Source organism: Staphylococcus arlettae (genome assembly GCF_002902345.1).
Lineage (GTDB): Bacteria > Bacillota > Bacilli > Staphylococcales > Staphylococcaceae > Staphylococcus > Staphylococcus arlettae.
The window spans coordinates 1-21851 of the sequence record NZ_PPQB01000004.1 but is presented as its reverse complement, the minus strand read 5'-3'; the positions used below and the strand labels follow the sequence as shown (position 1 = coordinate 21851).

Here is a 21851-nt window from a genome sequence, read left to right as displayed (position 1 = left end):
AATGCAAAAAGAAGATTTAAAACTATATTTTATCTGTGGTACACAAGATATAAATGATGGTCAGTCGATTGAACAAATATTGAAGACTGCGTTAGAAGCAGGTATCACAATGTTTCAGTTTAGAGAAAAAGGATCAAGCGCTTTACAAGGAGCTGAGAAAGAAGCATTAGCACGTAAGTTGCACACGTTGTGTAAAGGTTATAACGTCCCATTTATTGTTAATGATGATATTGAGTTAGCGTTGACGATTGAAGCGGATGGTGTTCATGTAGGACAAAATGATACTGATGTGCAGCAATTTAGACAACACTTTACAAACAAAATAATAGGTTTAAGTGTAGGTACAGTTGAGGAGTATAAACAATCTGATTTGAGTTATATTGACTATATCGGTGTAGGACCAATGTTTGATACGAGTTCGAAAGCAGACGCTAATGCACCAGTTGGCCCGACAATGATAACAACACTGCGTAGTTTAGTTGGAAACATGCCTATTGTAGGAATTGGTGGTATCACAACGAGTAACTTTCAGCCTGTCTTAGCAGCAGGTGCGGATGGTATATCAGTGATTTCTGCAATAAGTAAAAGTGACGATATTACAAAAACAATTCGATATTTTTTACAATCTGTAGAATAAAAGATAAAATTTTTGTTTTTGATTTCCACTTTATGTTGAATATGATAAAATGATTTTTGTGTGAATATATCATTAGAGGTGGAAAAATGAAGAAAAAAGCGCTACTACCTTTACTTCTAGGAGTAATGGTATTTTTAGCAGGGTGTGACTATTCAAAACCAGAAAATAGAAATGGTTTTTTCTTTAATACATTTGTTGAACCAATGGATAAAGTTATACATTGGTTAGGTCAAGCGTTTAATAATGATTATGGTTTGGCTATTATTGTTATTGTATTAGCAATTCGTATTATTTTATTACCATTTATGTTATCAAATTATAAAAATAGTCATATGATGCGTGAAAAAATGAAGGTTGCTAAGCCTGATATTGATGCAATTCAAGAAAAAGTGAAACGTTCACGTACGCAAGAAGAGAAAATGGCAGCTAACCAAGAAATGATGGAAGTATATAAAAAATATGATATGAATCCAATGAAGAGTATGTTAGGTTGTTTACCAATACTAATTCAAATGCCAGTAATTATGGGATTATTCTTCGTATTAAAATATCCATCTAGTGGTGGTTTTACGGATCATCCGAACTTCTTATGGTTTGATTTGGCTAAACCAGATATTTGGATTACGATTATTGCAGGTATTTTATATTTCTTACAAGCCTATGTATCAAGTTTAAGTATGCCTAATGAACAACGTCAGATGGGCTATATGATGATGGTTATTTCACCAATCATGATAGTTTGGATTTCGTTAAGTTCAGCATCAGCACTTGGTTTATATTGGTCTGTCAGTGCCGCCTTCTTGATTGTCCAAACTCAAATAGCAAATATGCATTATTCTAAAGTTGCTAAAAGAGAAGTTGCACCAATGTTAGAAGCATTTAACAAAGAAAATGAAGGCAGCGAGAAAAAAGGTAAAAACACTCAAATTGCTTCAAAGAAGAAAAAGAAATAATTGATTTAGATAGTTAGAAAAAGCTAGGACATTAATTGATGTCCTAGCTTTTTTATATTTAAGTATCGGGTTGGAAATGCCATTCAGCGAAAAATTGTTGTATATATAATTGCATAAATTGATGTCTTTCGTGTGCAATTGATTTTGCTGTATCGGTATGCATTAAAGATTTTAGCGTGAATAATTTTTCGTAAAAATGCTTGATTGCGGATGGTGGTAACTGCTCTAGTGCTACTTCGTTCTTTGTCAGTGCTTCTAATGAAGCATCATCTGACCACATCGCTTCATTAAAGTGACCTGCAAACTGAAATGTACGAGCGATACCAATAGCTCCGATCGCATCTAAACGGTCGGCATCACGGACAATTTGTCCTTCTTTAGACAAAGTTATATCGTTGTTTTGCCCATTTTTAAAACTCATATGGTTAATAATAAAACAGATATGAGTTGCGTTTTGTGATGAGACACCAATTTCAGACAAGAATGCTTGTAGTTTAGATACTGCAGTTGTAGCATTAGTTAATTTAGTATCGACAGTGTCATGCAATAGCGCCGCCATTTTTATGACAAAATGATCAGCGGGTTGTTCAAGTGTAGCAATATGTGTTGCTAACTCTACTACACGTAATACATGTGGAATATCATGTCCAGTCGTATCGTGTTCATGAAATGCACACATATATTCGTATGCACGTGTCATTTGGGTTTCTGGGTTCAAAAGATCACTCCATTCGATTCAACTATCAAGTAACAAATCTGTAACTATTACCTGATAGTTGAATTATAACTACTATAATATCGGTGATAACAATCTTGCTATACCTTCTTTAAATTTAATCCATAAACTTCTTTGATCGTATAATTCTTGTGTTAAACGATAAGATACATGCAAGTCATTTTCGAAAGCAGCACGTAGCTGATGTGCAACTTGTATATCATATATAAAGGCATTGATTTCAAAGTTTAATGTAAAACTTCGATGGTCCATATTAGCGGTACCTACACTAGCAATTTCGTCATCAATGACAATGCACTTAGAATGTAAGAACCCATTATCATAATGATAAATATTTACTCCGGCCTCTAATAAAGAAGCTACATTATTATAAGTTGCCCAATATACAAATGGATGATCAGGTTTATTAGGTATCATAATATTGACATTAACACCACCTAAAGCTGCAATTTTAACAGCATCTAAGAAAGCTTGATCAGGAATAAAATAAGGTGATTGAATGTATATTGATTCTTTTGCAGAAGCAATCATTTTCAAATAGCCATATTTAATTTGTTCCCATGCTTCGTCTGGACCACTGGAAGCAATTTGAACACCTATTGTTCCACCAGAATTAACATCTGGGAAATAGCGATCTTCATACTGTAGATTGTCACGTGTAGATTGTGAATTCCAATCGAGCATAAAACGTAATTGCAAGGCATTAACAGCATCTCCTACTATACGTAAGTGGGTATCACGCCAATAGCCAAATTTCTTTTTCAGTCCTAAATATTCATCACCGACGTTAAAGCCACCGACATAACCAATTTGACCATCGATAATGACAATTTTCCGGTGGTTACGGTTATTCATACGTAAATTGATTAATGGTAACTTCGAAGGGAAGAATGCTTCAACTTGACCGCCATTTTTGCGAAAAGATTTAAAATCTTTTAATGACAATGTACGTGAACCCATATCATCATAAAGCATTTTTACCTCAACGCCTTCGGTTAACTTTTGTTCCAATGCCGTTAATATGCTTTTTCCTAAATTATCATTTCTAAAGATGTAATATTGGATATGTATGTAATCCTTAGCTTGAATAATATCATTTAATAAAGCATCGAACTTTTGTCTGCCATCCGTATAAATAGTAACTTCATTATCGGTAGTTAAAAAGGCAGCATTATTATAGAGCAACATTTGTACCATATCTTTAAATTTAACAATTTGATGATTGCCTTTTGAAAAATCATCATTTTTTAAAGCTTCAAGTTGCTCGTTTACAATCATCTCTATACCAATTTTGTCGCTTTCATCTATTTTGAAAATGTGTTTTCTTTGTATTTGACGACCAAATAATAAGTATACGATAAATCCTAATATAGGTATTAATACTAAAATTAATAACCAAGCCCAAATTGAACCGGCAGAACGGCGTTCCATAAAGATAATAGTAAAAGCAAATATTAAATTTAAGATAAACGCACTAATAAGTACAATGTTTAATATGACATTAGAATTATGGTAAAACAATGTAAAGAAATCAATCATAGTGGCATACCTCCAAGTAACTATGTAGTCTTACTGTCGAAACTCTTCGCTATTGTAACATGAAGTAGGCTTTTTATCACTTGACATATACGTCAAGGGGGTATATTATGATGTTGAATTAAAAAGAGAGGTGTTTCACATGACAGAGGTAGACAAAGCGCATCATTCTACTCAGACAAAAGCCAATTTAAAATCACGTTTGAATCGTATAGAGGGGCAAGTAAGAGCGATTAATAGAATGATTGATGAAGATGTTTATTGTGATGATGTCTTAACACAAATCAGAGCAACGCGTTCTGCGTTAAACAGTGTTGCTACAAAATTATTAGATCATCATATGAAGAGCTGTATTATGGACAAAGTGAACGCGGGCGAGCAAGAAGCGGCTATGGAAGAATTACTAGTAACATTTCAAAAGCTCATGAAAGATTAGGGGTGAACAACATGGAATCAAAAGTCATCTTTTTAGCGGGTTTAACGTCTTATAAACAACAAGCACAATTAACACAAAAATTGTTAAATATTATTGGAGTCCATCAAGTACACGTTAGCCTCGAGAAAAGTATTGTTCAGATTACATTTGATACACCAGCTAACTTAAATAATATCGAAAAAGAAATATATGATGATGGATATACCATTCTATTTTAAAAGCCACAGAAGTCATTTAATAAAATAACTTCTGTGGTTTTTTAATTTTTTTATAATGCAAAAATATGGAAGGATAAATAAATATTTCAAAAAAATTATGAAATATTGTAGTAACATGAATATAAATAGGGTAAGATTAAATATAAGGTACATAGTTAGGAGTGATGATATGAATAATAACAATGACAAGTTGCACAATGTAGTGAAGCTATTATCATCATTAGGTGTAAACATAAAGAAAACTAAATCAAGATTTGAAGTTATGCATACTTTGCCAAGCACTGCGAAAGCAACGAATCGTTTGAAATAAAGAAAAAGGATCTTAGCGTAAAGCTAAAATCCTTTTTTTATTGCAATTTAGTCAGATGAAACGGGCTGTGCAGCATATTGTTTGGGTTGATAATAAGCAATAGATAAAATAATGCCAATACCACACATTAAGCTCCATAATGAACTACCACCATAGCTAATAAAAGGTAATGGAATCCCCGTAATAGGCAGTAACTGCACCGTCATTCCAATGTTTTGTAAAACATGGAATAAAATTAATGCTGTATAGCCTATGAGGAAGGTTTTGTTAAATGGATGTTCAACATGCGTTGCAAGGCGCATGAAATGGAACATCAGAGCTAAAAAGACTAACAATATAATTACAGATCCGATAAAACCAAATTCCTCTCCAATAACTGAAAAGATAAAATCAGTGTGATTTTCTGGAATATAAACTTCACCATGATTGAACCCTTTACCAAATAATTGCCCAGAACCTATTGCTTTTAATGATTCTGTTAAATGGTAGCCATCGCCACTACTATATGTGTAAGGATCTAACCAGGAATTTATACGGCCGAGCTGATAAGTTTTAACGCCTAACACATTTTCAATCAGAGACGGTTTATAGATCATTGATAAAATAATGGAACCACCAATAACAATACCAGCTATAAATAACGGACCAATGATTTTCCATGTAATACCGCTAACGACAATGACACCAACAATAATTGCGCATAAAACGAGCGTTGTACCTAAGTCGTTTTGTAATAAAATTAACGCCATTGGCAAGGCAGACATTACTATTATTTTTAACAGTAGTTTGAAGTCAGACTCGACTGATTTGTTAAAAGTGAATTTATTATGTCGTGATACTAATTTTGCTAGAGCCATAATCAATACAATTTTCATAAACTCTGATGGTTGTATACTTAAAGGTCCTAACTTATACCAACTTTTAGCACCATTAATGATAGGGGTGAACGGGGTTTCAGGTATAATAATTAAGATAAATAAACCTATGCAAAGTATAAAATATAAAAAGTATGTATACTTCATTAATTTTTTGGGTGAGATGAGCATTATTGAAAATGCAATGATGCCACCAAGTACATAATACAATATTTGTCTAATACTAAAGTTTGTACTATACTGTCCGCCGCCCATAGCAGAATTGATAGTGCTTACACTTATAATTGCTAATAACACAATAACGCCAACTATGATCCAGTCGACGCGTTTAATCCAATGATTATCTTTTAAACGACGTGAACTAAGCATTGCATACTCCTTTAAATCGTAATTCTTTCATTAATAATATAGATTAATTTTACCGAACTTTTAATTATTTTGCCAGAATGATACTACAGTTATGGGAAATTTCTTATTAAAATAAAGTATAATGGTTATTTCTAATCCTCAGTACAAAATTTAATTGAATTCAAGTTAGTTTACAAATGCAAAGATTAGTATAATCGTGATATGATGTAGTTTAAGAATTGTATATGGAGGCAAAAAAGATGGCTAAAGAAAATATATGTATCGTATATGGAGGTAAAAGTGCAGAGCATGATGTATCGATTTTAACAGCACAAAACGTCATTAATGCGATTGATAAAGATGAATATAAAATAGATATTATTTATATTACTAATGATGGTGACTGGAAGAAACAATCAGATATCACAAAAGAAATCTCTGATATTGAAACATTACGATTAAATGATGTTGAAGCGGGTGAAATTTCACAGCTACTAACAACAAGCAATAATAGTAAGCCATATAGTGCAGTATTCCCATTATTACACGGACCAAATGGTGAAGATGGTACGATTCAAGGCTTATTTGAAGTATTAGATTTACCATACGTTGGCAATGGTGTATTAGCAGCTTCAAGCTCAATGGATAAACTTGTCATGAAACAGTTGTTTGCACATAGAGGTTTGCCTCAATTACCATACGTGAGCTTTTTAAGAAGTGAATATCAAAAATATGAAAGTAATATCTTGAAATTAGTACATGATAAACTAGAATACCCAGTCTTTGTAAAACCAGCTAACTTAGGTTCTAGTGTTGGTATAAGCAAATGTAATAATGAAGAAGAACTTAAAACTGGTATTGAAGAAGCATTCCAATTTGACCGTAAACTTGTTATTGAACAAGGAATCGATGCTCGTGAAATTGAAGTAGCGGTGTTGGGCAATGATTATCCTGAAACGACTTGGCCAGGTGAAGTTGTTAAAGATGTAGCATTTTATGATTATAAATCAAAATATAAAGATGGCAAAATCAGCTTGGAAATTCCAGCAGATTTAGATAAAGAAGTGCAACTTACATTACGCAACATGGCTATAGAAGCATTTAAAGCAACGGATTGTGCTGGATTACTCCGTGCAGACTTTTTTGTAACTGAAGATAATCAAATTTTTATTAATGAAACAAATGCAATGCCTGGTTTTACAGCATATAGTATGTATCCAAGTTTATGGGAAAACATGGGGCTAAGCTATTCAGAGTTAGTTAAAAAGTTAATTGAATTAGCAAAACAGAAGCATGAAGATAAGAAGAAAAATAAATATAGTATTGATTGAGGCGGTTGAAAATGATTGAAGTAAAGTTAAAACAAATAAAGTCTTGGATTGATTGTGACATCGACACACAATATTTAGATAACATTATAAGAGGTGTGGAGATAGATTCTCGCCAAATTAAACAAGATATGTTATTTGTGCCTTTTAAAGGTGAACATGTAGATGGACATAAATTCGTATCACAAGCTTTAGCAGATGGCGCAGGTGCATGTTTCTACCAAAAAGATAGTGATTTATCTGAAGTTCCAACAGGACCAATTATTTGGGTAGATGATACATTAATAGCTTTACAACAATTAGCACAAGCGTATTTAAAACATGTCAAGCCACAAGTGATTGCAGTAACAGGTTCTAATGGTAAGACTACGACTAAAGATATGATTGAAAGTGTACTGAAGCCTCAATTTAAAGTGAAAAAAACTCTAGGTAATTATAATAATGAAATCGGCATGCCATTAACAATTTTACAATTAGATCAAGATACTGAAATATCTATTTTAGAAATGGGTATGTCTGGGTTTCACGAAATTGAACTTCTATCAAACATTGCTCAACCCGATATCGCAGTAATTACAAATATTGGGGAATCCCATATGCAAGATTTAGGATCACGGGAAGGGATTGCACAAGCTAAATTTGAAATTACGACAGGATTACAATCAAATGGTTTGTTTATCTATGATGGTGATGAACCTTTATTAACACCACATGTAGCTAATTTACAAGATGTGCAGCTTGCTAGTATTGGCATAAAAGATGGAAATACATATGTTTGTAATGTGCAAGATATAGAAACTGAAGGTATTTCTTTTAACATCAACAGTGAAGAACAATATGATTTACCAATATTAGGGACGCATAATATGAAAAATGCTGCCATCGCTATTGCGATTGGTAAGCACTTAGGATTAGATTACGATACAATCTATCGTAATTTAACACAACTCAAGTTAACGGGAATGCGCATGGAGCAACATATCACTGAAGACGGTGCCATTGTTATAAATGATGCATATAATGCCAGTCCAACAAGTATGAAAGCAGCTATAGATACATTATCAGCTATGTCAGGTAGAAAAATTTTGATTTTAGGTGATGTATTGGAATTAGGACCGAATAGTCAATCAATGCATGAAAGCGTAGGCACATATTTAGCAGATAAGGCAATAGATGTTTTGTATACATTTGGTCACGAAGCACAATATATATATAATAAAGCACAACAACATGTGTCAATTGTCCAACACTTTACCGACAAATCACAACTTATCGAAACAATTTCGAAGGAAATCGAACCACAAGATAAAGTATTGGTTAAAGGTTCCAGAGGAATGCAATTGGAAGAAGTTGTTAATAAACTTATTTAACATTTGAAGAGGCTGGGACATCATTGATGCATCCCAGCCTCATTTTATATTGTCAGTAGGTGACTGAATTGAAAATGTCCTTTAAATGATGTTTTTTCAGTTCTAGTTATTATTTTCGGGGTTGGACGACGCAATCTTTTAAAAATTAGATTTCTGTTCCACTCCTTTTTTATGATTTATAAATATAAAAGAAGTTTGAATTCGCTATATTGATAAATTTAAAAATTAATTAGACTAATAAAAATGAATGTAGAAAAACAAATTAACCGCTTACAACCTATATATTGCAATATTTATTTGATTTATTAAAGTTGAAAAGTATCGGATTAATTGCAGTTATGTAATTTTGCTTTATTGCGATAATATTGTTGAGGTGGTACTATTAAGAAGTTGAAGAAACTTAAATGAACATATATGTATAGAAATTAAGGATAATAAAGGAGAATTATATTGCAAAATTTTAAAGAACTAGGGGTTTCAGAAAAAACAGTAGAAACCTTAGAAGCAATGGGGTTTAGTGAAGCTACACCAATTCAAAAAGATAGCATCCCTTTTGCATTAGCTGGTAAAGATGTCCTAGGTCAGGCACAGACAGGTACAGGTAAAACAGGTGCATTTGGTATCCCATTAATAGAAAAAGTTGTAGGACGTGAAGGGGTACAAGCACTAATTTTAGCTCCAACAAGAGAATTGGCTATGCAAGTTGCAGAACAACTTAAAGCATTTAGTAAAAATCAAAAAGTACAAGTGGTAACTGTTTTTGGTGGTATGCCAATAGATCGCCAAATTAAAGCCTTGAAAAAAGGACCTCAAATCGTGGTAGGTACACCTGGACGTGTTATTGACCATTTAAATCGTCGTACTTTAAAAACGGCTGACATTCATACATTGATATTAGATGAAGCTGATGAAATGATGAATATGGGATTCATTGATGATATGAGATTTATTATGGATAAAATCCCAGCAGAACAACGTCAAACGATGTTATTCTCAGCTACAATGCCTAAAGCAATTCAAACATTAGTACAACAATTTATGAATAATCCAGAAATCGTTAAAACGATGAATGATAAAACATCAAATCCACAAATTGAAGAATTCTATACAATAGTTAAAGAATTAGAAAAATTTGATACTTTCACGAACTTCCTAGATGTACATCAACCAGAATTAGCAATTGTATTTGGACGTACTAAACGACGTGTTGATGAGTTAACGAGTGCTTTATTAACTAAAGGGTATAAAGCTGAAGGTTTACACGGAGATATAACACAAGCAAAACGTTTAGAAGTATTGAAGAAATTTAAAAACGACCAAATTGATATTTTAGTAGCTACTGATGTAGCAGCGCGTGGTTTAGATATTTCTGGAGTAAGTCACGTATACAATTTTGATATACCTCAAGATACAGAAAGTTATACGCACAGAATTGGACGTACAGGACGTGCTGGTAAAGAGGGTATTGCGGTAACATTCGTCAATCCAATTGAAATGGATTACATCCGTCAAATTGAACAAGCGAACAATCGTCAAATGAATGCATTACGCCCACCTCATAGAAAAGAAGTTTTAAAAGCGCGTGAAAATGACATTAAAGAAAAAGTTCAAAACTGGATGGCTAAAGAAAATGAGCCTAGATTACAACGTATCTCTACTGAGTTACTTGAAGAATACAATGACGTAGAATTAGTTGCATCATTATTACAAGAACTTGTTGAAGCAAATGATGAAGTAGAAGTACAATTGACATTTGAAAAACCATTAGCACGAAAAGGTAGACAATCAAAAGGTCCACGCAGAAATAATAACAACAACAAACGTGGCAATAAATTTGATAACAAAAACCGTCGTGCCAAAGGTGGTTACAATAACAAAAAAGGAAAGAAGGATAGACCTTCTGACCGTAAAGACAATAAGAAAACAATGAAAGGTCGCACATTCGCAGACCATAAAAAATAAAATTAATCATCATATATGAGTTTAAGTTACGAGGTTGGAACATTAATTTGTTCCAACCTTTTCTTATGTTTTTGAAATTTGTAGTTACGAGCATATGTTTTAACGCATAATGGTAATTAATTTTGATCTAGTGGATAATTGGTGAAGAGTGATTTGTGATGTTGTGAAGCTAATTTATTGTCCTATACATATATGATATACTAAATGAAAAATTTGGCGATAGAGGAGAATTATAATCTATGACACCACATTTTGTTAAAAGCCCGAAAAGGACATTGCAATATTATTATTTGTTGGCGTCTATGTACTATGTAATACAGCTTATTATTATCCTAATGTTAGGGGTCACTGGGTATTTTGCGCACTGGTCAGATGGGCTTATTTACCTTTGGATTGGATTGTTTATAATTGTTACATGCTACAATTTGATATGGCCTTGGTTGAAATATCAATATACGTATTATCGATTCGACGGTAATCATATTGAAATACATAAAGCATTTATATTTAAAGCAAATGAGGTTTTCAAAATTGAAAGAACACAATTTTTAATAAGAAAAAGTAATCCCTTATTACAAAAATTGAGATTATGCAAAATATCTGCTGTATCAGCTGGACATAATATTGACTGTCCGCTGTTAGATGAAAACATAGCTATTCAATTTGAAAATGACACACTTAAGCAATTAAAGGGGGCTGATTTTGATGTATAAGCCTCAAAAACTGCATCCAATATCGTATCTTTCTGGTGTTATTGAAGCAATTAAGCAAAACATTGTGTTAATCTTTATTTTTATTATCTTTAATTTGGATAGCTTTGATTTCGCTAATCCTAAATCATATATATATCCTGGTATTATTTTAACGATCTTCATAATAACTTTTATATATCACGCCTTGGTAGTTTATAAGACAAAATATTGGATAGAAAATGACCATTTCATTATGGACTATGGTATTGTGACCAAAAAACGCAAAGAATTAAATATTAGACGTATTCAAACCGTAGATACATCACAAGGTGTTATACATCAAATCGTCGGTGGTGTGAAACTACAAATCAAAACACCTAGTGATGGTGTGGAATTAGATACTGTGTCTAAATTACAAAGTGAGCATATTCGTAACACGATAAAACAAATGCAAAATGAAGAACAGCAAGAAGTGACAGATAGCGTAGAAAATGTGACACAAGAAGGACAAGACTATAATAGTGCTAGTACACCACATAAAGTTTTATTTAAATTATCAAAGAAACAATTACTATTCATGGCTATGACAAGTGGTGCAATAGGCATCGCATTGGCTACTATAGCACCGATAATAGGTAGTTTTTCAGAAGTTATTCCTTGGGAGCGGCTATCAGAGAAAGTAGCAAATATCTCACAAGCTATATTTGTTATAGTGTCACTACTTGTAGCAATAATCCTAATCATAAGTTATGTGATTGGAACATTAATTGTCTTTATTAGATACTATAACTATACTTTATCGGCACACAATGATCAGCTGACTATTAGATATGGCTTATTTAATGTGAAAAATATTACAGTACCTACAAACAGGGTTCAAGCTATATTAGAAAAACAATCGTTTGTAAGAAAATTATTTGGTGTAACATCAATAACGTTTGTTACTACAAGTGATACAAAAGTTGAAAGCGATGATACAACTATGGCTGATGGTAATGTTTTGATACTACCATTTATTAAACGTAATTCTGCTTATCGCATGCTACAAGAATTAGTACCTTCATTTGAATTTAAACCTGCAGCAAAAATTATGCCTAACAGAGCATTCCATCGTTATTTTATTAAAGAAGCGGCGATACTATTAATTATTGGAGCGGCACTTAGTTATTTTTGGACGATTTGGGTAATGGTAGTTATCTGTATGATTATAATATTGTTAATTATAAATGCTGTCATTACAGTTAAAAGTTCTGGTTTATATTATTTCGATGATCAATTAGTAATAAGAAACGTTTCGTTAATTGGAATTAAGCAATTTTATTTAAAGAAAGATAAAATATTAGGTATGGAACTTACTAGTAATCCATTTATGGATAAAAGTAAATTACGTAGCTTTAAGTGTATCGTAGCAAAAGGAATCGCTAATACGAAAATAGGATTACGATTTGTAGAGAAGCAACAAGCGTTAGATTTGAAAGCTTGGTATTTAAGAGGTGACGGCCATGAATAACTATAAACGAATGGATGAAAAAAGCATGCGTGTCATGGGTATAAAGTCATTAATATTTTCAGTGTCTTTCATTACTGCTGCATTAATTTTTTTAATAATCGAAGTTTTATGGCTTGATTTTTTTAGTTTTCCAGTCATATTTTGGATAGTATTTAGTGTATGTATTTTGGGCATTTTGAACTTTATAATTAATGGTGTGGTCATACCACGATATCGTTTTAAAAATTTTAAATATCAACTCATTGATGATGAATTAAAAATTCAAAGTGGATTATGGTTTATAACGACTCAAAGTATCCCATTATTTAGAATTCAAAATGTTGATACATATGAAGGTATTATTATGCGTAAATATCACTTAGCTAATATTATTTTGTCTACAGCAGGTGGTAATGCACAAATTATGTTAATAACAAAAGACCAAGCAGAGTTGTTAAAGCAACATATTAAAGCACCGATGAAATGATGCTGTAAGTGAGTAAATTATTAGATGAAAGAAGTGGATACTATGATACATGGTATTGGAATAGATTTAATTGAAATACAACGTATTCAAACTTTATATGAAAGACAAGAAAAGTTATTAAGCAGAATCTTATCTACAAATGAACAACAACAGTTTCATAGTTTTAATAATAATCAACGAAAAATAGAATTTTTAGCAGGCCGTTTTGCATGTAAAGAAGCTTTTAGTAAAGCCTTGGGGACAGGTTTAGGAAAAACTATAGCCTTTAGTGACATAGATTGCTTTAATGATGACTTAGGAAAGCCTTGTATTATCTACGATGGCTTTAATGTGCATGTAAGTATTACACATACCGAACATTATGCAATGAGTCAAGTAACCTTAGAATATCAATAAATTATCAATTTAAGATACCTTTTCGTTGGATAGGCAAACTATTTATTATAAAATTAAATTATTAATAAATTATCTTTTGGTGATGTGAGTGAAAATAGGAGGAAATATTTAATGACCGATAAATATTACAGATCGACCTATATAAATGTTGATTTAAATGAAATAGCATCGAATTATCAAGTATTTAAAAAGTTACACCCTAATAAAACAGTTATTCCTGTAGTTAAAGCAAATGGTTACGGACTAGGAAGTATTCCTATTGCCAAAAAATTAGTAGAGCAAAGTGTAGATTTTTTTGCAGTAGCAACATTAGATGAAGCAATCGAACTACGTATGCATGGTGTACACGCTCAAATATTAGTACTAGGAGTAATACCTACTGCTCATATTAGTAAAGCAATTCAACATAGAGTAGCAGTGACTGTACCATCATTAGAGTGGTTACAAACAGCTGTAGCTGAAATACCAGAAAATAACGCTAAAGATTTATGGTTACATATTAAAATAGATACTGGTATGGGCAGGTTAGGGATGACTACTGCAGATGAATACCAATCAACGATTGACTTAATTAATGACTATGAACATTTAATATTTGAAGGTGTATACACTCATTTTGCTTGTGCTGATGAACCTGGTGACTCAATGAACAAACAACAACAGCGCTTTGAAACAATAGTATCTTCTGCCATAAAGCCGCGCTATATTCATTCGCAAAATTCAGCTGGCGCATTAATGAAAGATAGTCAATTTTGCAATGCAGTGCGCATTGGTATCTCATTGTACGGCTACTATCCATCGGCGTATGTTAAAGAAAATGTCAAAGTACATTTAAAGCCTGCCGCACAGTGGGTTACAGAGGTAGTACAAACTAAAACACTAGCTGTTGGAGAATCAGTCAGTTACGGTAGTATTTACACTGCGACAGAGCCTACGAGAATTGCAATATTACCAGTTGGTTATGCTGATGGTTTTCCTCGATTAATGACTGGATTTAATGTCAATGTTAATGGACAACAGTGTGAAATCATTGGCAAAGTGTGTATGGATCAAATAATAATTAAAATCTCTGAAGATATTCAAGTTGGTGATAAAGTCATTTTAATGGATCATCATGCAGATTCACCACAAGCTGCTGAAGCCTTGGCATTACAACAACATTCAATAAATTATGAAGTGCTTTGTAACCTCGGCAGACGTTTGCCAAGAGTTTATTATGGTACTAAAGACTTAGAAATTCACAATGAATTATTAAAATAGTATAGTCACTGATTTTAAAATTTGTTATTATGAATGTAATTAGATACACATAGTAAACTATTTCTTGACTCACACGGAGGTTTTATTCATGCCAAGTTTTAACCAAAGTAGAAATCATAACATAGAACAATCTTTAAAAGAAGGCTATTCCCAAATGGCTGATTTGAATCTCTCCCTTGCAGCAGAAGCTTTTCCATTCGAATGTGAAGCTTGTGATTGCAACGAATCATATATTAGTGCTAGTAACACTAATGACTAATGAGACGAGGAGACGTCTACTTAGCTGACTTATCACCAGTACAAGGGTCTGAACAAGGGGGAGTAAGACCAGTTGTAATTATTCAAAATGATACTGGTAATAAATATAGTCCTACCGTGATTGTAGCTGCAATCACTGGTAGGATAAATAAAGCTAAAATACCAACACATGTTGAAATTGAAAAGAAAAAGTATAAATTGGATAAGGATTCAGTTATATTACTTGAGCAGATTCGAACGTTAGATAAAAAAAGATTAAAAGAAAAGTTAACATACTTATCAGAAGATAAAATGAAAGAAGTCAACATAGCAATTGACATAAGTTTAGGATTACATAATAATAGGCATCATAAGTAAAGGCACAGTTGGATGTTATAATATAAAAGTTTAACAAACATATTAAATTAAATTAGCACGTCACACCGTTTAGAATAATATAGGGTTCGAATACGTTGTAAAATAAGTAATACACTTCGGAAAGCTTTAGGAAACCCTAAGGCTTTTTTAACTTTTAGTTTACATCTAGCACTATTTTTGATTAATATTAATAAGTGATATATTAATATTAAGTAGCACTCAATCAATGCTGTGTAAATGGTAATTGTATTGATATAGGAGGTTTAACAGCGTGGAAGAATTTAAAAAGCAATATAGAGCACTGATAGATTTAAGTTTGACCTCTGTTGGCAAAGATGCGTTATTAAAAAAATGCGAAGCTTTTACTGATGAAGTTATTAAACGAGATATTTTGCCAGAACATATTGTGGAAATACACAAAGACTATATAACTTTACTTGATTTAGAACAAAATCAAATTTTAGAAAGCTTAGTAGTACTTGAAGAAATTGTGAAAGGTTTTGGTTATAGTTATAGAGATTACCAGCAGATGGTCGATCGCCTCCAATACCATGATAAAGAAATGGATTTAGCTTCGAGGTTACAACAAACAATGCTAAAAACAGATATTCCACAGTTTGATAGTATCCAAATAGGTGTCATTTCAGTTGCGGCACAAAAAGTAAGTGGAGACTATTTTAATTTGATTGACCACAAAGACGGTACTATGAGTTTTGCAGTAGCAGATGTTATTGGTAAAGGTATTCCAGCTGCACTAGCAATGAGCATGATTAAATTCGGAATGGATTCATATGGTCATTCACAGTTACCAAGTGATGGGTTAAAGCGATTAAATCGTGTTGTAGAAAAAAATGTTAACCAAAATATGTTTGTAACTATGTTTTATGGGTTATATGAAGAGATGAACCATTTATTATATTGTAGTTCAGCAGGACATGAGCCTGGTTATATATATAGAGCTGAAACTCAAACATTCGAAGAAATAGATGTACGTGGTAGAGTGTTAGGTGTAAGCCAACAAACGAGATATCAACAACAAGAAATACCGATTTTTTTAGATGATTTAGTAATTATATTTACTGATGGTGTTACAGAGGTTCGAAATGAAGAAGGCGAATTTATAAATAAAGACCAATTACTTGATATGATACACAAGTATAAACATATGCATCCGCAAGACATTGTGCAGCTGTTATACGAAGCCATCTTGAAAATACAAAATCCTAAAAAAAGAGATGATTTAACGATTTTAATCATTAAACGTGTAAATTAATTTGTTTATTTTTTAATAGAATATTTTTGTTTATTAGGGGTATAGCATGAAGAAATAAGACTATAATTAGGAGTGTAGTAAAATGAATCTTAACATTGAAACGATAACTCATGATGAATATTATGAAGTAAAAGTTGGCGGTGAACTTGATGTATACACTGTACCAGAATTAGAAGAGGTACTAGTACCAATGCGTCAGGAAGGCACTCATAATGTGCACGTGAACTTAGAAAACGTGAGTTACATGGATTCAACTGGATTAGGTCTTTTTGTAGGAACATTAAAAGCATTGAATCAAAATAATAAGGAATTATATATATTAGGTGCTTCTGATCGAATTAGCCGTCTTTTTGATATTACAGGGTTAAAAGATTTGATGCATGTTAATGAAGGAACGGAGGTTGAATAACATGCAAACTAAACAGGACTATATTGAAATGCGCTTACCAGCCTCTGCGGAATATGTGAGTTTAATTAGATTAACTTTATCTGGCGTATTCTCAAGAGCTGGCGCAACATATGACGATATTGAAGATGCTAAAATAGCAGTGAGCGAAGCAGTAACAAACGCCGTAAAACATGCATATAAAGATGGCGCTGTAGTAGGTATGATTAACCTTTGTTTTGAAATTTTTGAAGATAAAATTAAAATTATAATATCAGATCAAGGTGAAAGCTTTGATTACGAAGAAACAAAAGCACAATTAGGACCTTACCAAGAAAATGAAAATATTGACTTCTTAAGAGAAGGTGGATTAGGTCTGTTTTTAATTGAGTCATTAATGGATGAAGTTACAGTAGATAAAAAATCTGGTGTAACGATCAGTATGATAAAGTATATTAAAAAAGAGCAGGTGCGAAATAATGGCGAAAGAGTCGAAATCAGTTAATGATGTATCACCTGAACAAATTAATAAATGGATAAAAGAACATCAAAATAATGAAGCGACAAATGCGCAAGATCATTTAGTTCAACATTATCGTAAACTCATTGAGTCATTAGCTTATAAGTACTCAAAGGGGCAATCTCATCATGAAGATTTAGTTCAGGTCGGTATGGTTGGTTTAATTGGTGCGATAAACAGATTCGACTTATCTTTTGATAGAAAGTTCGAAGCATTTTTAGTTCCTACAGTTATAGGAGAAATTAAACGCTACCTTCGTGATAAAACATGGAGTGTCCATGTACCGAGAAGAATTAAAGAAATAGGTCCACGAATTAAAAAGGTCAGTGATGAATTAACTAACGAGTTAGAACGTTCACCATCAATTTCTGAAATTGCCAATAGGCTAGAAGTGAGCGATGAGGACGTATTAGAAGCTATGGAAATGAGTCAAAGTTATAATGCGTTGAGTGTCGATCATTCTATTGAAGCGGATAAAGATGGGTCAACTGTAACTTTATTAGATATTATGGGCCAACAAGATGATAATTATGACTTAACAGAAAAGCGCATGATTTTAGAAAAAATTCTACCTATATTATCAGAAAGAGAAAGACAAATCATTCAATGTACATTCATTGAGGGTTTGAGTCAGAAAGAAACAGGAGAACGTATTGGTTTAAGCCAAATGCACGTATCTCGCCTTCAACGTACCGCAATTAAAAAATTACAAGAAGCTGCAAAAAAATAATGATTGGACAGAAACGAGTACAAAGTTTCTGTCTTATTTTATATGCATTTATAATTATTGGAGACTAATGTGTAGTGATTATAAAAGTAGAATACATAGAATATGTTAAAATAACTAATGAATTACAATAGCAACGTACGGAGGATAATATGAATAAAAATTTAATTACATCAATTCGAGAGAAGTATAGTTTTTCTGAAAAACAGATAAACTCTGTACTTGAATTATTAGAAGATAAAAATACTGTGCCATTTATCGCCAGATATAGAAAAGAACAAACTGGTGGGCTAGATGAAGTTGAAATTAAATTAATTAATGATGAATATCAATATATGGTTAACTTGCTTAAAAGAAAAGAAGAAGTAATTCATAATATTGAAGAGCAAGGATTATTAACGAATGAATTAAAACAAGATATTTTAAAACAAACAAAATTACAACGTGTTGAAGATCTATATCGACCATTTAAACAAAAGAAAAAAACTAGAGCGACTGAGGCTAAAAGAAAAGGATTGCAACCGCTAGCGGATATCATCAAGAAAGGTGATAATACAACACCAATACAACAACTTGCTCCAACGTATATCTCAGAGGAAGTCCAAACTGTGGATGAAGCCATAAAAGGTGCACAAGATATTTTGGCAGAACAAATCTCAGATAATCCAAAATACAGAACGAAAATTTTAAAAGATACATATCAACAAGGAAAAATAATCACTCAGAAGAAAAAGAATGCTGAAGATGAAAAATCAATTTTCGAAATGTATTATGATTTTAGTGAGCCCATTAAGAGCATTGCTAATCACCGAATTTTAGCGATAAATAGAGGCGAAAATGAAAAAGTCTTAACTGCTAAAATAGCAATGGATTCTACAGGACTTGAAAACTTTATCCGCAAACAAGAAATAACAGAAAACAATCCGAATAGTGATTTGATAATTATAGCAATTCAAGATAGTTTGAAACGACTAATCATGCCTTCAATTGAGCGTGAAATACGAAGTGATTTAACTACAAAAGCAGAAAATCATGCAATTGATGTCTTTAGCGAAAATCTTAAAAACTTATTGTTACAACCTCCATTAAAAGGAAAACAGATTTTAGGTGTGGATCCAGCTTTTAGAACGGGATGTAAGTTAGCAATAATTAATCGATTCGGTACATTTATAGCTAAAAGTGTTATGTATCCGCATCCGCCAATTAATAAAAGAAAAGAAGCAGAAAGTATTTTCTTAAAATGTGTTAAAGACTATAACATAGATTTAATAGCAATTGGTAATGGAACTGCAAGTAGAGAGACAGAACAATTTGTTGCAAATATGATTCAACAACATAACCTCAATGTACAATTTATCATTGTTAACGAAGCAGGTGCATCTGTCTATTCAGCATCTGAAATTGCAAGAGCAGAGTTTCCAGATTTTCAAGTAGAAGAACGAAGTGCAGTGTCAATTGGTAGAAGAGTACAAGATCCATTGAGCGAACTCGTTAAAATAGATCCAAAATCCATCGGTGTGGGGCAATACCAACATGATGTAAACCAAAAAGAGTTAGAAAAAGCATTAACGTTTGTCGTGGAAACAGCTGTAAACCAAGTAGGAGTAGATGTAAATACTGCATCACATTCTTTATTACAACATGTGGCAGGGTTGTCACGTACAATTGCAGATAATTTAATTCAATATAGAGAAGAACACGGTGGAATTAAACATTATAAAGAAATCGCTAAAGTAAAACGTTTAGGAGCTAAAACTTTTGAACAAAGTATTGGATTTTTACGTATTGTTGATGGTGAAGAACCATTAGATAATACAGCAATACATCCTGAAAGTTATGATATAACAAATAACTTACTTAATGATATTGGCTTAACTAAAAGCGATTTAGGCTCTCAACTGCTAAAAGATAAACTCACAAAGATAGACCAGCAACAAATTGCAGAACAACTAAATGTTGGATTACCTACTTTAGAAGATATTATAGCAGCATTGATTGCACCTAATAGAGATCCAAGAGACAACTATGAAACACCTATTTTAAAATCTGATGTGTTATCTATAGAAGATTTAACTGAAGGTATGAAATTAAGCGGAACAGTACGTAATGTAGTAGATTTTGGTGCATTTGTTGATATCGGGGTAAAACAAGATGGCTTAGTGCATATTTCAAAACTTGCCAAGAAATTTGTGAAAAATCCTATGGATATCGTTAGTGTAGGCGATATAGTAGATGTATGGATTGTCGATATAGATGAGCAAAAAGGCAAGGTAGCATTAACTATGGTTGATCCATATGCAAAATAATGAATTACAAAGTTGTGTTGAAAAGGTATCCTTAGAAAATTTTAACAAGCCTTTTAAGCATCGAGCCTATTTTAACAACAGATTAAGAACTACAGGCGGAAGATACTTGTTACATTCACATAATATTGAAATAAATCACAAACAATATACTATGTATGGCATGGAGGCATTGACGAATATTATAAAGCACGAGTTATGTCACTATCATTTACATTTAGAAGGCAAAGGTTACAAACATAAAGATTATGATTTCAAAAAATTAAGCAAACAAGTAAATGCACCAAGATATTGTGAACCACTTGAAAGTTATGAATCACGTGCAAATTATATTTATGAGTGCACTAATTGTAAAACTAAGTTCATGAGAATTCGTAAAGTTAATACTCGTAAAATGGTCTGCAGTCTGTGCCATCAAAAATTAACATTAATAGAAAAGAAATAATAAATAGAGAGTTGTAACGAATGTTACAGCTCTCTATTTGTTTTATTAGCGTATAAAAGTGATGTTTTGAATAAAATTGATATTTAAAGGTAAATCGTAACTTATTTTAGATTATAAAATTAAAAAATTCATTAAAAACAATTGACGATGTAAGAATCATGGTATATGATAATAAACGTTGCAAAAATAATAACTGCAATTATTGAGTACATGTTAAGTATGTTAAAACCAAATAACAAAAGTGTTGACATCACGTTAACATTACGTTACAATAGTTAATGTTCTGATGAAGTACTAACCGTTTTGCCTAGCGGTCGTGGCGGAATGGCAGACGCGCTAGGTTGAGGGCCTAGTGGGAGTAATCCCGTGGAGGTTCAAATCCTCTCGGCCGCACCAAAAATCAATTGTAATATGCGGGTGTAGTTTAATGGCAAAACCTCAGCCTTCCAAGCTGATGTTGTGGGTTCGATTCCCATCACCCGCTCCAATCAAATCTTAAATGAACATTGAAAACTGAATCGCAATATGTCAACGTTAATTCCAAACACAA

24 protein-coding genes and 2 tRNA genes are annotated in these 21851 nt (G+C 32.4%); 23 read left to right on the top strand and 3 right to left on the bottom strand.

Annotation, left to right across the window (positions count from 1 at the left end; genetic code table 11):
• Position 1: 1 nt before the first annotated feature.
• Both thiE and yidC read left to right on the top strand, forming a co-directional pair.
• A complete protein-coding gene (thiE, locus tag CD036_RS00150) occupies positions 2-637 on the top strand; it encodes a thiamine phosphate synthase (protein ID WP_103387746.1) in 636 nt (211 codons plus the stop codon).
• Positions 638-723: 86 nt separating this feature from the next.
• The gene (yidC, locus tag CD036_RS00145) at positions 724-1590 is read left to right on the top strand and encodes a membrane protein insertase YidC (protein ID WP_002509001.1); all 867 of its coding nucleotides are present in this window, start codon (positions 724-726) and stop codon (positions 1588-1590) included.
• A 58-nt stretch (positions 1591-1648) separates the two neighbouring features.
• On the opposite strand, the gene CD036_RS00140 is transcribed toward yidC, so the two are convergent.
• Together CD036_RS00140 and cls are read right to left on the bottom strand one after the other, a co-directional pair.
• Positions 1649-2290 carry an HD domain-containing protein gene (locus CD036_RS00140; RefSeq protein WP_167868168.1) on the bottom strand — a complete coding sequence of 214 codons (642 nt, stop codon included), beginning with the start codon at positions 2288-2290 and terminating at the stop codon, positions 1649-1651.
• 90 nt (positions 2291-2380) lie between these two features.
• Positions 2381-3865 carry a cardiolipin synthase gene (cls, locus tag CD036_RS00135; RefSeq protein ID WP_103387744.1) on the bottom strand — a complete coding sequence of 495 codons (1485 nt, stop codon included), beginning with the start codon at positions 3863-3865 and terminating at the stop codon, positions 2381-2383.
• 139 nt (positions 3866-4004) lie between these two features.
• On the opposite strand from cls, the gene csoR reads away from it, so the two are divergent.
• From csoR to CD036_RS13060, 3 genes are all read left to right on the top strand, one after another.
• Positions 4005-4298 (top strand): copper-sensing transcriptional repressor CsoR, encoded by a 294-nt coding sequence (csoR, locus tag CD036_RS00130; protein ID WP_002509004.1) that lies wholly within the window; start codon positions 4005-4007, stop codon positions 4296-4298.
• An 11-nt stretch (positions 4299-4309) separates the two neighbouring features.
• Entirely contained in the window at positions 4310-4516 is a 207-nt protein-coding gene (csoZ, locus tag CD036_RS00125) for a putative copper chaperone CsoZ (RefSeq protein ID WP_002509005.1), read from the top strand.
• A 169-nt stretch (positions 4517-4685) separates the two neighbouring features.
• Entirely contained in the window at positions 4686-4826 is a 141-nt protein-coding gene (locus CD036_RS13060; protein ID WP_002509006.1) for an Lmo0850 family protein, read from the top strand.
• Between the two features lie 47 nt (positions 4827-4873).
• Here CD036_RS13060 and CD036_RS00120 read toward each other — a convergent pair whose 3' ends face one another.
• On the bottom strand, positions 4874-6070 hold the full coding sequence (locus CD036_RS00120; protein WP_103387743.1) for an FtsW/RodA/SpoVE family cell cycle protein: 1197 nt from the start codon (positions 6068-6070) through the stop codon (positions 4874-4876).
• Between the two features lie 239 nt (positions 6071-6309).
• Here CD036_RS00120 and CD036_RS00115 point away from each other — a divergent pair, with 239 nt between their 5' ends.
• The 18 genes from CD036_RS00115 (at position 6310) to CD036_RS00030 (ending at position 21788) form a co-directional block, all read left to right on the top strand.
• Complete coding sequence (locus tag CD036_RS00115; RefSeq protein ID WP_002509008.1) at positions 6310-7380, top strand: D-alanine--D-alanine ligase; 1071 nt, start codon at positions 6310-6312, stop codon at positions 7378-7380.
• 11 nt (positions 7381-7391) lie between these two features.
• Positions 7392-8747 (top strand): UDP-N-acetylmuramoyl-tripeptide--D-alanyl-D-alanine ligase, encoded by a 1356-nt coding sequence (locus CD036_RS00110; RefSeq protein WP_103387742.1) that lies wholly within the window; start codon positions 7392-7394, stop codon positions 8745-8747.
• A 450-nt stretch (positions 8748-9197) separates the two neighbouring features.
• Positions 9198-10709 carry a degradosome RNA helicase CshA gene (cshA, locus tag CD036_RS00105; RefSeq protein WP_002509010.1) on the top strand — a complete coding sequence of 504 codons (1512 nt, stop codon included), beginning with the start codon at positions 9198-9200 and terminating at the stop codon, positions 10707-10709.
• A gap of 239 nt (positions 10710-10948) precedes the next feature.
• Positions 10949-11422 (top strand): PH domain-containing protein, encoded by a 474-nt coding sequence (locus CD036_RS00100; protein ID WP_002509011.1) that lies wholly within the window; start codon positions 10949-10951, stop codon positions 11420-11422.
• Positions 11415-12911 carry a PH domain-containing protein gene (locus CD036_RS00095; protein WP_103387741.1) on the top strand — a complete coding sequence of 499 codons (1497 nt, stop codon included), beginning with the start codon at positions 11415-11417 and terminating at the stop codon, positions 12909-12911. Before CD036_RS00100 ends, CD036_RS00095 begins: the two co-directional genes overlap by 8 nt.
• Positions 12904-13377, top strand: coding sequence for a PH domain-containing protein (locus CD036_RS00090; protein WP_021459211.1), 474 nt, complete (start codon positions 12904-12906; stop codon positions 13375-13377). The genes CD036_RS00095 and CD036_RS00090 overlap by 8 nt, the downstream gene beginning before the upstream one ends.
• A gap of 42 nt (positions 13378-13419) precedes the next feature.
• A complete protein-coding gene (gene acpS / locus CD036_RS00085; protein ID WP_002509014.1) occupies positions 13420-13773 on the top strand; it encodes a holo-ACP synthase in 354 nt (117 codons plus the stop codon).
• 111 nt (positions 13774-13884) lie between these two features.
• Positions 13885-15033 carry an alanine racemase gene (alr, locus tag CD036_RS00080; RefSeq protein ID WP_002509015.1) on the top strand — a complete coding sequence of 383 codons (1149 nt, stop codon included), beginning with the start codon at positions 13885-13887 and terminating at the stop codon, positions 15031-15033.
• 88 nt (positions 15034-15121) lie between these two features.
• Positions 15122-15292, top strand: a complete 171-nt coding sequence (mazE, locus tag CD036_RS00075; RefSeq protein ID WP_002509016.1) for a type II toxin-antitoxin system antitoxin MazE — start codon at positions 15122-15124, stop codon at positions 15290-15292.
• Positions 15292-15648, top strand: coding sequence for a type II toxin-antitoxin system PemK/MazF family toxin (locus CD036_RS00070; protein WP_002509017.1), 357 nt, complete (start codon positions 15292-15294; stop codon positions 15646-15648). The genes mazE and CD036_RS00070 overlap by 1 nt, the downstream gene beginning before the upstream one ends.
• 271 nt (positions 15649-15919) lie before the next feature.
• On the top strand, positions 15920-16921 hold the full coding sequence (locus CD036_RS00065) for a SpoIIE family protein phosphatase (RefSeq protein ID WP_103387740.1): 1002 nt from the start codon (positions 15920-15922) through the stop codon (positions 16919-16921).
• An 82-nt stretch (positions 16922-17003) separates the two neighbouring features.
• Positions 17004-17330, top strand: coding sequence for an anti-sigma factor antagonist (locus CD036_RS00060; RefSeq protein WP_002509019.1), 327 nt, complete (start codon positions 17004-17006; stop codon positions 17328-17330).
• Position 17331: 1 nt separating this feature from the next.
• Positions 17332-17811 carry an anti-sigma B factor RsbW gene (gene rsbW, locus CD036_RS00055; RefSeq protein WP_002509020.1) on the top strand — a complete coding sequence of 160 codons (480 nt, stop codon included), beginning with the start codon at positions 17332-17334 and terminating at the stop codon, positions 17809-17811.
• Positions 17786-18556 carry an RNA polymerase sigma factor SigB gene (gene sigB / locus CD036_RS00050; protein WP_103387739.1) on the top strand — a complete coding sequence of 257 codons (771 nt, stop codon included), beginning with the start codon at positions 17786-17788 and terminating at the stop codon, positions 18554-18556. Before rsbW ends, sigB begins: the two co-directional genes overlap by 26 nt.
• A gap of 149 nt (positions 18557-18705) precedes the next feature.
• Entirely contained in the window at positions 18706-20859 is a 2154-nt protein-coding gene (locus tag CD036_RS00045; RefSeq protein WP_103387738.1) for a Tex family protein, read from the top strand.
• Positions 20849-21301 (top strand): SprT family protein, encoded by a 453-nt coding sequence (locus CD036_RS00040; protein ID WP_002509023.1) that lies wholly within the window; start codon positions 20849-20851, stop codon positions 21299-21301. Before CD036_RS00045 ends, CD036_RS00040 begins: the two co-directional genes overlap by 11 nt.
• A 310-nt stretch (positions 21302-21611) precedes the next feature.
• Positions 21612-21697: transfer RNA gene (locus CD036_RS00035), tRNA-Leu, on the top strand.
• A gap of 17 nt (positions 21698-21714) precedes the next feature.
• Positions 21715-21788, top strand: a tRNA-Gly gene (locus CD036_RS00030).
• Positions 21789-21851 lie beyond the last annotated feature (63 nt).